At 62.1% G+C, this 13,574-nt stretch carries 10 protein-coding genes; 9 read left to right on the forward strand and 1 reads right to left on the reverse strand.

Going from position 1 to position 13,574, the window contains the following annotated elements:
• Positions 1 to 96 precede the first annotated feature (96 nt).
• From LJY25_RS12240 to LJY25_RS12255, 4 genes are all read left to right on the forward strand, one after another.
• Positions 97 to 1,107 (forward strand): sugar phosphate nucleotidyltransferase, encoded by a 1,011-nt coding sequence (locus tag LJY25_RS12240; RefSeq protein WP_227608635.1) that lies wholly within the window; start codon positions 97 to 99, stop codon positions 1,105 to 1,107.
• Between the two features lie 109 nt (positions 1,108 to 1,216).
• A complete protein-coding gene (locus tag LJY25_RS12245) occupies positions 1,217 to 3,028 on the forward strand; it encodes a tetratricopeptide repeat protein (protein ID WP_227608636.1) in 1,812 nt (603 codons plus the stop codon).
• A complete protein-coding gene (locus LJY25_RS12250; protein WP_227608637.1) occupies positions 3,021 to 3,785 on the forward strand; it encodes a DUF4292 domain-containing protein in 765 nt (254 codons plus the stop codon). The genes LJY25_RS12245 and LJY25_RS12250 overlap by 8 nt, the downstream gene beginning before the upstream one ends.
• On the forward strand, positions 3,769 to 5,163 hold the full coding sequence (locus tag LJY25_RS12255; protein WP_227608638.1) for a murein hydrolase activator EnvC family protein: 1,395 nt from the start codon (positions 3,769 to 3,771) through the stop codon (positions 5,161 to 5,163). Before LJY25_RS12250 ends, LJY25_RS12255 begins: the two co-directional genes overlap by 17 nt.
• A gap of 265 nt (positions 5,164 to 5,428) precedes the next feature.
• Here the strand turns inward: LJY25_RS12255 and LJY25_RS12260 are convergent, their stop codons facing one another.
• Positions 5,429 to 6,391, reverse strand: a complete 963-nt coding sequence (locus tag LJY25_RS12260; protein WP_227608639.1) for a GAF domain-containing DNA-binding protein — start codon at positions 6,389 to 6,391, stop codon at positions 5,429 to 5,431.
• 446 nt (positions 6,392 to 6,837) lie between these two features.
• Between LJY25_RS12260 and LJY25_RS12265 the strand changes: the two genes are divergently transcribed.
• The 5 genes from LJY25_RS12265 to LJY25_RS12285 all read left to right on the forward strand — a co-directional run bounded on the left by LJY25_RS12265 (position 6,838) and on the right by LJY25_RS12285 (position 13,471).
• Entirely contained in the window at positions 6,838 to 7,059 is a 222-nt protein-coding gene (locus LJY25_RS12265; protein WP_227608640.1) for a twin-arginine translocase TatA/TatE family subunit, read from the forward strand.
• A gap of 12 nt (positions 7,060 to 7,071) precedes the next feature.
• Positions 7,072 to 7,449, forward strand: coding sequence for a Sec-independent protein translocase subunit TatA/TatB (locus LJY25_RS21380; protein WP_317206596.1), 378 nt, complete (start codon positions 7,072 to 7,074; stop codon positions 7,447 to 7,449).
• 9 nt (positions 7,450 to 7,458) lie between these two features.
• Positions 7,459 to 8,898, forward strand: coding sequence for an Asp-tRNA(Asn)/Glu-tRNA(Gln) amidotransferase subunit GatA (gatA, locus tag LJY25_RS12275; protein WP_227608641.1), 1,440 nt, complete (start codon positions 7,459 to 7,461; stop codon positions 8,896 to 8,898).
• Positions 8,898 to 11,003 (forward strand): LysM peptidoglycan-binding domain-containing protein, encoded by a 2,106-nt coding sequence (locus LJY25_RS12280; protein WP_227608642.1) that lies wholly within the window; start codon positions 8,898 to 8,900, stop codon positions 11,001 to 11,003. Before gatA ends, LJY25_RS12280 begins: the two co-directional genes overlap by 1 nt.
• A 197-nt stretch (positions 11,004 to 11,200) precedes the next feature.
• Positions 11,201 to 13,471 carry an NADP-dependent malic enzyme gene (locus LJY25_RS12285; protein ID WP_227608643.1) on the forward strand — a complete coding sequence of 757 codons (2,271 nt, stop codon included), beginning with the start codon at positions 11,201 to 11,203 and terminating at the stop codon, positions 13,469 to 13,471.
• Positions 13,472 to 13,574 lie beyond the last annotated feature (103 nt).

Raw genomic sequence — 13,574 nt, forward strand, 5'->3', positions numbered from 1 at the left:
AGGATTCAAGCCGGGCCGCCTACCTTTATCCTGATAATTGCTTCTTTCTCAACCTCAACACGTCTTTTACCTTTCCACTACGCTTCTTTTTCTTCTATGAAAATCATCGTTCCGATGGCCGGCATGGGCAAACGCATGCGCCCTCACACGCTTACCATTCCCAAGCCCCTGATTCCTATTGCCGGTAAGCCCATCGTGCGTCGCCTCGTGGAAGACATTGCCAAGGTGTGTGGGGAGCAGGTCGACGAAGTAGCCTTCATTATCGGCCGCTTCGGGGAGACGGTAGAGAAAAGTCTGATTCAGATTGCCGAGTCCGTGGGTGCCAAAGGCACGATTCACTACCAGGACGAGCCCCTGGGCACCGCCCACGCCATCCTGTGCGCCCAGTCGGCCCTGAGCGGCCCGGTAGTAGTAGCCTTCGCCGACACCCTTTTCAAAGCCGACTTCACCCTCGATTCCAGCGTGCCCGGCACCATCTGGGTGCAGCGCGTCGATGACCCCAAGCCCTTCGGCGTGGTGAAGCTCAACGAAGCCGGCCAGATCACCGACTTCGTGGAAAAGCCCCAGGAATTTGTATCCGACCTGGCCATCATCGGCATCTACTACTTTCAGGACGGCGAGTACCTGCGCCAGGAGCTGCAGCACCTGCTCGACAATGACATCAAGGACAAAGGCGAGTACCAGCTCACCAATGCCCTGGAAAATATGAAGAACAAGGGCACGACGTTCGTGCCCGGCCGCGTTACCGAGTGGCTCGACTGCGGCAACAAGGACGCTACCGTGTTCACCAACCAGCGTTACCTCGAATACCTGCAGGAGCGGGGCGAGGAGCTGGTATCGTCGTCGGCCAAGGTTACCAACTCCGTTATCATTCCGCCGGTATACATCGGCGAGGGTGCCATCATCACCGACTCGGTGGTAGGGCCCCACGTTTCGCTCGGCGACCATTCCGACGTGCGCAGCTCGGTTATCAGCAACTCGATTGTGCAGCAGTCAGCCACAGTGCTGCACGCCAACGTGACCAATTCGATGATCGGCAACCATGCCACGGTCACGAGCACGCCTAACGACCTGAGCCTGGGCGACTACAATACGCTGCGCGTGTGACAAAACCGGGCTTGCTGATGTTAGCCAGTAGTGCGGGCCCCGACTTGCGGGGTTCCGTTATTCGCGTTTCCTTTTTGACCAGCGGGCTGCGGCCCGCGCTACTGCGCCCATGAGTCGTTTTCTTTTCCTCTTACTTGCGCTGGGAGTGTTGGCCGGTCCGGGCTACGCCCAGGCTCCGGCCGCGAAGCCCGACGCCCCGACGGTTGCCCCGGCCAAGCCCAAAAAGCTGAGCCGGCGCGAGCGGAAAGAGCTGGCCCGCCGGGCTGAGCTGGAAAGTGCCCAGCAGCAAACCCGCCCGCTGTCGGAAAAGGACCGGGAAATGAGCGAGTCCTATTTCGTGGAGGGCGTCAAGTACGTGCTGCTCGAAGACTACAACAAGGCGTTGGAGCGGCTGCTGAAGGCCTATGCCCTGAACCCAACCAACGCGGCCATCAACTACAAGATTGCCGAAACCAACCTGCTCAGCGGCAACCTCAAGGACGCTACCAACTTCGGGCTGATGGCCGTGAAGCTGGCGCCCAAGAACGCCTACTACTACCTGCTGCTGGCCCAGATCTACACCTCGCAGAAGCAGTACGACCAGGCCGCGCAGGTGTATACCAGCCTGATCCGGGACGTACCGGAGTCGAACTACTACCTGTTCAACCTAGCTGACCTGTATATGGCCCAGGGCAAACTGAATGAGGCGCTGGCTACGTTTGAGCAGGCCGAGAAGCAGTTTGGACCCCTGGATGAGGTATCGTTCAAGAAGCAGCAGATCTACCTCAAGCAAAACAACCTCGACAAAGCCCTCAAGGAAGGCGAGTCGCTGATTGCCGCTAACCCCGACGAGGTGCGCTACGTGCTGGCCCAGGCCGAGATGTACGCCACCAACAACCGCCTGCCCGACGCCATCCGCGTGGCCGAGCAGGCCCTGCGCCAATATCCTGACAACCCCCAGGCCCGGATGATTCTGGCCGACGTGTACCGCATTCAGGGCAATACCGCGGAGTCGGAAAAGCAGATCAAGCTGGCGTTCCAGAGCCCCAGCCTCGACATCAACGAGAAGGTGCGCATCCTGGTCGACTACATCAAGCAGCTGCCCAACCCTAAGCTCAACGCCACCGCCCTGGAACTGGCCGACATCACCACCAAAACCCACCCCAAGGAAGCCAAGGCGTTTTCGGTAGCCGGCGATATTCAGGTGCTAACTGACCGCAAGAAGCAGGCCCGCACCACCTACCTGCAGGCTATCCGGCTCGACAACTCCAAGTTTCAGCTCTGGCAGCAGGTGGTCTTGATTGACGCCGAGCTTAACGACATCGACTCCCTGCAGCGCCATACCGACCGGGCCCTGGAGCTGTTTCCGAACCAGGCTCCGCTGTGGTACTACAACGGCGTAGCATTGATTCTGAACAAGCAGCCGGCCCGGGGCGTGAAGGCTTTGGAGTACGGCCGCAAGCTGGCGACGGACAACCCCGAGCTGCTGGCCCAGATTGACACCCAGCTCGGCGACGCCTACCACGAGCTCAAGGACCACGGCAAGTCGGACGCCGCCTACGAAGCAGCCCTGACCTTCGATGCCAACAACGCCCAGGCGCTGAACAACTACAGCTACTTCCTGTCCTTGCGGCGCGAGAAGCTGGACAAGGCCCGGGAAATGGCCGGGCGGCTGGTAAAGCAGTTTCCCGACAACGCCACCTACCTCGATACGTACGCCTGGGTACTTTTCCAGCTCAAAGACTACACCGGTGCCCGCCAGAATCTGGAAAAAGCCCTGGTTACGAGCACCGACGCCACCATCATCGAGCATTATGGTGACGTGCTGTTTCAGCTGGGGGAAAAAGATAAAGCCCTGGCCGAGTGGCAGCGGGCCAAGAAAATCGGGGGTGCGTCGCCCTTAATCGACCGCAAGATCAAAGACCAAAAGCTGTATGAGTAAGTATGTTTCGCTGGGCCTGCTAGTAAGTGCCTTGGTGCTGGGGAGCTGTACCCGCAAGGCCGTACCCACCCAGTCGAACGCGGTTGTGAAGACAACGGATATGGCCGGGGCCCGCAACCTGGACTTCCGCTACCTGTCGGCCAAAGGCAAGGCGCAGATCAAGTTCCAGGGCAACGACCAGAACGCTAACATTAACCTGCGCATGCGCAAGGACAGCCTGATCTGGGTGTCGGTCACGCTGTTCGGCATTGAGGGCGTGCGGGCGCGCATCACCCCGGATTCCGTGCTGGTCGTGAACAAGCTCCAGAAAGAGTACTACGCCGGCAACTTCAACTACCTCAGCCAGCAGCTTAACGTACCCGTCAACTTTGCTCAGCTGCAGGCCCTGCTGCTTGGAGATTTCGTGCCCGCCCCAACCGACGTTACGCCCACCATTACTACCGAAGGCGACGTGAAGCGCGTGCAGTACCAGCAGGCCGCCCTGCTGATTGAGCAGCTCGTGTCCCAGACCCCGGGCAAGATGCAGAAGCTGACCGTGAACGACCAGCAGTCGAAAAACAACCTGACCGTCAGCTACTCCGACTTTCAGCCCCTGGCACCTACCAAGCAGACCTTTGCCCACCTGACCAAGCTGGAAGTAAAGCCGCCCCAGGGCGCCACCTCGTCGGCCACCATCAACTACCGCAACGTGGAGGTTGACAAGGAGCGCCTGACTTTCCCGTTCTCCGTTCCTTCCGGCTATGCCCGCAAAAAGTAGGCGCTGGCTGACCCTGGCCCTGGCGGCTCTGCTTTTGCTGCAGACAGGCGTGCCCCAGGCCCAGCAGCGACGCCCCCGCCGGAGCAGTACCAGTACCAAAACCAAGGCGCAGCTAGAGCGGGAGCGGCGCAATACGCTGCGCCGGATTCAGGAAACCAGCCGCATCCTCGAGCAGACCCAGCGTCAGAAACAGGCCTCGGTCGGGCAGCTCAACGCTCTCAAGGAAAAGCTGGTGGTGCAGCAGGGCGTGATTCGCAACATCGAGTCGGAGCTGAAGTACATCGAGTCGGACGTGGTGCAGACGGCCTCCCAGGTGCAGCAGACCAAGCAAAGCCTGGAGCAGCTGAAAGCCGAGTACAGCCAGCTGATTTACACCGCTTCGAAGACGGCGAACAGCTACAACCGCATCATGTTCCTGTTCGCAGCCGAGTCGTTCAACCAGTTTATGCTGCGGCTGCAGTACATCCGCCAGTATTCGGAGGTGCGTAAGGCCCAGGCTGCCCAGATCACCCAGACCCAGCAGCAGCTCAGCCAGCAGCTCACCGGCCTGACCCAAAAGCAGAAGCAGAAAAGCTCGCTGCTGACCACGCAGATTTCGGAAAGCCGCAACCTGCTCACGCTGAAAACCCAGCAGGACCAGGTCGTTACCAAGCTCAGCCAGCAGGAAGAGAGCCTGCGCCAGGAGCTGGCCGCCCGCCAGCAGGCCGTGCAGCGTCTCGACAACCTGATTGCCGTGCGGGTCCGGGAAGAAATTGCCCGTGCTGCCCGGGCCGCGGCCCGCGCCGCCGCCGCCAAAGCCGCCCGGGCCGCCGCCGCTGCCAATGCCCGCGCCAACACGCCCAGCCGCCCCAGTACCGAGTCGGCTTCGCGGACGGCGGCCAGCAACGCCGCGGCCGAGGACGCCGCTGCGTCCGAAGCCACCCGCGTGGACCGCGTGACACTGACCCCGGAAACGGCGGTGCTGTCGTCGTCTTTCTCCGACAACCGTGGCCGCCTGCTCTGGCCGGTAGGCCGGGGCTTTATTTCCCAGCACTTTGGCCGCCACCCCCACCCCGTTCTCAAGCACGTGGTGGTCGAAAACCGGGGCGTGGATATTCAGACCGGAGCGGGAGAATCGGTGCGGGCCGTGTTCGACGGACGGGTGCTGACCGTGGCCAGCATTGCCGGCATGAACAACATCGTCATGATCCAGCACGGCGAGTACTTTACCGTGTATGCCAAGCTGCGGACGGTGAATGTGACCGAGGGCCAGCAGGTGAAGATGCGGCAGAGCATCGGCACGGTGTACACCAACTCGGAAGGCACCTCGGAGCTGCAGTTTCAGGTGTGGCGCAACAGCTCCAACCTCAACCCCGAGAACTGGCTGGGCCGCAAATAGGCCGGCTTCCTTACCAGAGCGGACAAAAAAAAGCACCGTGCAGCGCACGGTGCCTTTCTGAGCTATGAAAACAAACTTAGCTACCGATCAACGGGCAGCTAAACCAAAGCAAGTCGTTAAGACGCTGCAAAGTTCCACTGCCATCAGCCGATAACATTCCGAAAGATAATTAGACATTTCGGCTACCCCACGGCCAATTCGCCGAAATGCTGATTTTTCTCGCTCAACGACCAGCTTTTGTTTGCGGTGGTGACGCCGGCCAGGCTCAGACCAGGTTCAGGCGGCTCATCAGCGCCAGCTTGTAGGAGCTGCCGATGGGAATGGGGAACAAACCAGACGTATGGTTCGGGCCCCGCTCATTCTCAATCACGGCCGAGTCGGCTTCGATGGCGGTAATCCGGTCGAGGCGGACGATGTACTTGCGGTGCACCCGCAGAAAGTCGCGGGGCGGCAGCTTGGCTTCCAGCTCCTTCATGGTGCTGTACACCGTGAACCGGTCCTTGCCCGCGTAGATGTTGACGTAGTCGCCCAGGGCTTCGACGTAGCGGATGTCGGCCGTATCGATGCGCACGAGCTTATGCTCCTGCTTGATGAAAATCTCGCTCCGGCTGCCCATGTACAGCGACTCGGCGGCGTTGTTGGCCATGCGCAGCAGCCCGTCGAGCTTGCGCTGCTCCTGCTCCAGCTGTAGCCGGGCCCGGCGCAGTTCGAGGTGCGACACCACTTCCCGGGCCAGGATCCGAAGCGCGTCGCGCTGGTTGTCGTTGAGCCGGCGCGGAACGGTATCGATGGTGCAGATAGTGCCCAGAGGCTGGCCCTCGGGCGTGACCAGGGGCGCACCAGCGTAGAAGCGGATGTTCGGATCTTCCTGCACCAGCGGGTTGGAGCTGAACAGCGGGTCCTGGGTGGCGTCCTCAACCTCAAAGATGTCCTCGGCCAGCATTCCGTACTGGCAAAAGGCCAGATCCCGCTTGGTGCTGGTCAGGTCGCCCAGCCCGGTGTTGGACTTAAACCACTGACGGTCAGCATCAATCAGGGAAACCAGGGAAATCGGTGTACCGCAGATGTACGCCGCCAGCCGGGTCAGGTCATCAAAAATTACTTCGGGCGGCGTATCCAGAATCTGGTAGCTGCGCAGCGCTTCAAGGCGCTCCGCCTCATCCACGGGACGCTCCGAAAAGGCGTGGGAGAAAAAATTGGTAGCGGCTGGGGGCGTTTTTGCGGGCATTTACTGGTACTGGGATGATGGTAGGGCCACCGGGAGAAAAACGACTGGTACCGGGAGCAGAACGACGGCCAGCTCAGCGGGAATCTATTCTGGAATTCGGGCGCTGAAACCAGGGATACTCCCGGTAAAGACAGGAATCTGCCCGTTGTAGTTAGGGTAAACTTACGAAAAATGCGGCAAGCAGGATGGTGCCCGCAACATGACGCTGTGAACCGAGGGGCCGGTCGTCGGCTACCGATAACATGAGCAGGCAGTTGCGCTGATCTACCTCCATTACGGCCCTGCCCCAGCAAACAAGCCGCTGCCGCCCGCCCTTCCCGGCCTGGCGGCCTGGGCGGGGTTCGTACGACGTTCGAAAATTATGGAATACCTTTACAATCCCAATCGGACAGCAGCTGCGTATACTAGGTTTTGCACCCCAAATAGCCGGTTCGGCACCCTCCCCTATGACACTCACCTCCCTTTTTCTTATCGGCAGCTTCGGCACGACCGAAATCCTGCTGATTGTTTTAGCTATTATTCTGTTGTTTGGCGCCAAGCGGATTCCGGAGCTGTTCCGGGGCATGGGCCAGGGCATCCGCGAGTTTAAGGATGCTTCCAAGGAAGAGAAGCCCGAGTACCGCGACGGCCCGGTAAACCCGAATGACCCGACGGCCCCGCGCCGCTAACCCCCGCTGGCCATGAACACTCCCTTTCTTCTATTCCTGGAAGGCATCGGCGGTGGCGAGCTGATCGTAATCGTCCTGTTTGTTTTGATCTTTTTCGGGTCCAAGCAGATTCCCGAGCTGGCCCGCGGGCTCGGCAAAGGCATTCGTGAGTTCAAGGATGCCTCCCGCGAAATCCGCAGCGAGATTGAGAATGCCGGTCAACCCAAGGTGCCCACCCAGCAGCAGTACAGCAACAGCTACGTAGCGCCTGAAACAGCGCCCGCGCCCCTGACGGAGCCGGAGCAGCCCGCTTCCTACGCCGCGCCCGAAACCAACCTTGCGCCGCCCATGGACGGGGGCATTGCTCCTACTCCCACCGAACGGCCCCGACTCGACCAACAGTCCAACTAACTTTTCGATTTGAGACGCTTTAACTCCCTCACGGAAGTTCGCTACGAGCTGACGACAGGCACGCTGACCTGTCGTCAGCTCGTGGAGTATTACCTGGATAACATCCAGCGTACCACCCACCTGAATGCCTACCTCGAAGTCTTTGCCGACGAGGCCCGGGCCCAGGCCGATGCCGTCGACGCCAAGCGCGCTGCCGGTACGGCCGGCCGCCTGGCTGGTATGGTACTGGGCCTGAAAGACGTGCTGGCCTACAAGGACCACGCTCTGCAGGCCAGCAGCCACATCCTCGACGGCTTTAAGTCGCTTTACTCCGGTACGGCCGTGCAGCGCCTGCTCGATGAGGACGCCATCATCATCGGCCGGCAGAACTGCGACGAGTTTGCCATGGGCGCCTCGAATGAGACATCCTATTTCGGTCCGTCCCGCAATGCCCTCGACCCCGACCGGGTTCCCGGCGGCTCTTCGGGCGGCTCGGCCGTGGCCGTGCAGGCCGACCTGTGCCTGGCTTCTATCGGCTCCGACACCGGGGGCTCGGTGCGGCAGCCGGCGGCCTTCTGCGGTGTCGTCGGCTTCAAGCCCACGTACTCGCGCATCTCCCGCTACGGCCTCATTGCCTACGCCTCGTCGTTCGACCAGATCGGCACGCTTACCCGCTCGGTGGAGGATGCCGCCCTGCTGCTCGAAGTGATGGCCGGCCCCGACAACTTCGACAGCACCGTAAGCCAGCAGCCGGTCCCTGCTTATTCTGAGCTGCTCACACCGGCTCCCCACTACCGGATCGGCTACATCCGTGACACGATGGAGCGGGCGGGCCTGGATCCGCAGATTAAAGAGTCCGTGGAAGCCACCCTGGAAACCCTGCGCAGCCAGGGCCATGTGGTTGATGCCGTGGATTTTCCCTATCTTGACTTCATGGTGCCCACGTACTACATCCTGACCACGGCGGAGGCCAGCTCGAATCTGGGCCGCTTCGACGGGGTGAAGTACGGCTACCGGGCTCCCGACGCCACCGACGTAGAGTCGCTCTACAAGAAGACCCGGGCCCAGGGCTTTGGGCCGGAAGTACAGCGCCGCATTCTGCTGGGCACCTTCGTGCTGAGTGCCGACTACTACGACGCCTACTACACCAAGGCCCAGCGCGTACGACGGCTGATCAAGGAAAAAACCGACGAGCTGCTCCGCCAGTACGACTTCCTGGTACTGCCCACCACGCCTACCACGGCTTTCCGCCTGGGCGAAAACCAGAAAGACCCGCTGGCCATGTACCTGGCTGATATCTTCACCGTGCAGGCCTCCCTGGCCGGCGTACCCGCCATTTCGGTTCCGGCCGGCGAAGATGCCGATGGCATGCCCATTGGCCTGCAGGTGCTGAGCGGCGCCTTCCGGGAAGAGCACCTGCTGGCGTTTGCCAGTTCATTGGCTGAATCCCTCACCCCAGCCATTCCCTGATGAAAAAATCGTTGTGGCGTGCTGCCCCCTTCCTCTTTCTGGCTGCTATTTCCCGCCCGCTGGCCGCGCAGGAGCTTCCCGAACAGAAACCGGCTGGCAGCAGCTCCGACGATACCACCCGGGTGGAGCTGCAGCTCCAGCTGCGGGGTGATTCTCTTGTAGCCGAGCCCCGGCCTTCCCTGGATTCGCTTCAGCTGCTGTGGGCCCGCACGCCCCCGACGATGCGGGAGCTGGTCGGGGACCGGATCAGCTGCTTTGAAACCGACGTGCCCCACCAGTTCAACGGCACCGTCATGGCCTTCGTGGAGTATTTCACGATTCGTAACCGGAAGTACACCCAGCGCATCCTGGAGCGGCAGAACCTGTATTTCCCGCTGTTCGAGAAATACCTGGCCAAGTACAAGCTGCCCCAGGATCTGAAGTACCTGGCGGTGGTGGAGTCGGCCCTGTTGCCCCAGGCCCGCTCCAAGGTCGGGGCCGTGGGCCTTTGGCAGTTCATGGGCCCCACGGCTTCCGACATGCGCCTGCAGCGCAACGAGTACATCGACGAGCGGATGAACCCGGAGAAGTCGACTGAGGCGGCGTGCAAGTACCTGCGCGACCTGTACCGCATGTTCGGCGACTGGGAGCTGGTGCTGGCGGCCTACAACTGGGGCGGGGGCAACATGCGCCGGGTGATGAAGCGCACCGGAAAAACCAATTTCTGGGACCTCTACCCCCACCTGCCTAAGGAGACTCGCAACTACGTGCCCACCTTCACGGCCCTGCTGTACACGATGACGTACGCCAAGGAGCACAACCTGCACGACGAGACCCTGCAGTACCAGTACGCCGAAGCCACCGACACGCTCATCATCTCGAACCGTTCCCTGGATCTGCGCAAGTTCGCGGCCCAGTTCGGCCTCGACTCGTCCGCCATTCAGCGCCACAACCCCGAGCTGCGCAAGCACTACATTCCGGAGACGTTCCGCAACTACAAGCTGACGATACCCACCTGCGTACGCACCGAGCTGGCCGTGCAGGACCGCAACACCCTGCTCGACTTCTGCAAGGTGACGCTGCCACCCCCGCCCGTGCTGCAGCCCCGCATTCCGGGTCTGGAGCCGGTGGATTCTACGGCCAGCACGGCCGTGGCCGCCGCCGAAAAATCCGAAGCCGACAAGCCCAAATACCGCCGCGTCTATCACCGGGTGCGCAAGGGTGAAACCATTGGCACGGTAGCGGAGCGGTTTGAGGTAAGCTCGGCCCAGCTGCGCCGCTGGAACGGCCTGCGCAAGGGCAAGGCCCTGGCTCCGCGCCAGGAGCTGCTGGTTTTCGTACCGATGTCGGAAACGGCTAGCCAGCCCGTGGTAGCCCGTAAAACTCCGTTGCCAGCGGTGAAAGCCGTTGCGGTAGAAGCAGTTGCCGCTACTATCCCCGCCGAGGAGCCGGCCGTGCAGCCAACGGCGCTGGCCGCCTCCGACTCAGCAGCAGTTGCCGTGGTGAATACCACTCCATCCGAACCTCAGCCGCACCCGGCCGTGGCAACGGCCCACACCAGCAGCCGTCCGACCCGGCCCGCGAAAGTGCCCGTAGCCGTACCGGCCGACAACAACGTCCCCGAAATCCCGGTGGTGAAGCCGGTCGTAGCCCGGGCGGCGAAAACCGAAAAGTCCACCCGCCCTGCTCCGGTGGAAGTGGCGGCTGCCCCGGCCGATACCGCACCGGAGGCGCCGCTTGCCACCGAGTACGTCGTGCGCAAGGGTGACTACCTGACCCGCCTGGCCCGGGAGCGGAACCTGACCGTAGCCCAGCTCGTGGCCTGGAACAAGCTGAAGTCGGAAACCGTGGTACCCGGCCAGAAGCTGCGCCTGACGGCTCCGGCCGACGAGGATAAGTTTACGGCCGTAGCTGCCGCTAGCCGGGCCACCCGCCCGGCCCGCGCTGCTGCCGAGCCGGCTCCGGGTAAGCTGCCCGCCGGTAAAATCCACCTTGTGCAGCCCGGCGACACGCTCTATAACATCTCCCGCCGCTACCCCGGCCTCACCGTGGATCAGCTGCGCAAGCTCAACAACCTGACTTCCGACGAGGTAAAGCCCGGCCAAAAACTGCTGGTCGCCAGCTAAGCTCCGTTTACCGCAAAGCCTCCAAGGCCGCTGAAGCTCCTTCAGCGGCTTTTTTTGCGCCTTAATTTCGCTTCTCATTCGGCCGGTCAGGATACTCGGCATGCCGCCTAAACTTTGATTCCGGCCATTTTCGGCCGAACTTGCCGAAAGGCCCGGCGCGCCCGGCCCGGCCTTTTCAGCTTCGACTCTCCCTTCTCATGCTCAAGATAAACAAGCAGGACGCCCTCAACTACCACTCGCAGAGCCCCGCCGGCAAGATTGAGGTCGTGCCGACCAAGCCTCTCAGCACCCAGCTCGACCTGGCCCTGGCCTACTCCCCCGGCGTGGCCGAGCCCTGCAAGGAAATTGCCGCCGACAAGGACGCCGTTTACAAGTACACCGCCAAGGGCAACCTGGTGGGCGTCATCAGCAACGGCACGGCCGTGCTGGGTCTCGGCAACATCGGCCCCGATGCCTCCAAGCCGGTCATGGAAGGCAAGGGGGTACTGTTCAAGAAATTCGCCGGCATCGACTGCTTTGATATCGAAATCGACGCCACCGACCCCGAGGAGTTTATCCGCATCGTGAAGTCACTGGAGCCCACCTTTGGCGGCATCAACCTGGAGGACATCAAGGCCCCCGAATGCTTCCGCATCGAGACGGCCCTGCGCGAGCAGATGAACATCCCGCTGATGCACGACGACCAGCACGGCACTGCCATTATTTCATCGGCCGCTTTGCTCAATGGCCTCGATATCGTGGGCAAGAACATCGGCGAGATTAAGATGGTGGTAAGCGGGGCCGGCGCGGCAGCCGTGTCGTGCATGCGCCTGTACGTGGCCCTGGGGCTGAACAAGGAAAACCTGGTGGTCTTCGACAAGGACGGCATCATCACCCCGGCCCGCACCGACCTTGACCCGCTTCAGCTGCAGTTTGCTACCACCCGGCCCATCACCACGCTGGAAGAAGCCATGGACGGCGCCGACGTGTTCGTGGGCCTCTCGGCCGCCAAGGTGCTGCCCGCCGGCTTTCTGCTGAAGATGGCCGCCGACCCCATCGTATTTGCCCTGGCTAACCCCGAGCCGGAAATCGGCTACGAGCTGGCTACCAGCACCCGCGCCGACCTGATTATGGCCACCGGCCGGTCCGACCACCCCAACCAGGTCAACAACGTGCTGGGCTTCCCCTACATCTTCCGGGGCGCCCTCGACGTGCGGGCCACCGAAATCAACGAGGCCATGAAGCTGGCGGCCGTAAAGGCCCTGGCCGAGCTGACCCGGGAGCCGGTGCCGGAAATGGTCAACAAGGCCTACGGCGACAATACCCTGGCCTTCGGGCGCGGCTACCTGATTCCGAAGCCCCTGGACCCCCGCCTGATTACGACCATTTCGCCGGCCGTAGCCCGGGCCGCCATGGAAAGCGGGGTGGCCCGCCTGCCCATCGAGGACTGGCACGCCTACGAGGACGAGCTCCGCGCCCGCCTCGGCGTAAACCAGAAGCTGATGAACCGCATTACCTCCGCCGCCCGGGCCAATCCCAAGCGCGTGGTGTTTGCCGAGGCTGATAACTACAAGATCCTCAAGGCCGCCCAGATCCTGCACGACGAGGGCATTGCCCAGCCCATCCTGCTCGGCAACCGCGAAAAGATTGACGCCATCGTGCGCGCCAACTCCCTCGACCTGGAAGGCTGCACCCTGATCGACATCCTCAAGGAAGACGCCAAGCGCGACGAGTACGCCGCCATCCTGTATGAGAAGCGCCAGCGCCGGGGCATGACCCTCTATGAAGGCCGCCGCCTGATGCGGGAGCGCAACTACTACGCCGCCATGATGGTGGAAACCGGGGAGGCCGACGCCTGCATTACCGGCCTCACCAAGGACTACGGCAAAAGCATCATTCCCTCGCTCCAGGTTATCGGCACCGAGGATGGGGTAAGGCGGGTGGCGTCGATGTACATCATCCAGCACAAGAAAGGCCCGTACTTCTTTGCCGACACCACCGTGAACATCAACCCCACGGCTGAGGAGATGGTGGAGATTATCGGGCTGACGGCCCGGGCCGTGCGCTTTTTCGACGCCGAGCCCCGGATGGCCGTCATCAGCTATTCCAACTTCGGCTCCAACCCCGGGCCCCTGCCCGAGAAAACCCGGCGCGCCACCGAGCTGGCCAAAACCCGCTTCCCGGAGCTGCTCATCGACGGGGAGATGCAGGCCAACGTGGCCCTGAGCCCTCAGCTGCTGCAGGACCACTACGGTTTCAGCCCCCTGGCGGAGAAGGGCGCCAACACCCTGATCTTCCCGAACGTGGAGTCGGGCAACATTGCCTACAAGGTGCTGCAGGAAATCGGCGGGGCCGAAGTGATTGGGCCGGTGCTGATGGGTATGCGCAAGCCGGTGCACATTCTGCAGCTTGGCGCCTCGGTCCGCGAAATCGTGAACATGGCCGCCATTGCCGTTGTCGACGCCCAGCAGGGCCGCAAGGCACTGTAGGGCCCGGCGCCGGGAGCTCAGCATCCGGAATGAGGCGCAGGCCGGGCTTGCCGCGGCGGGTTCCGGCCGGTCCGGCGAGTTGCCGGTCTGGCGGTTGAGCTTT

Source organism: Hymenobacter translucens, assembly GCF_020685205.1.
In the GTDB taxonomy this organism is placed as follows: Bacteria; Bacteroidota; Bacteroidia; order Cytophagales; family Hymenobacteraceae; genus Hymenobacter; species Hymenobacter translucens.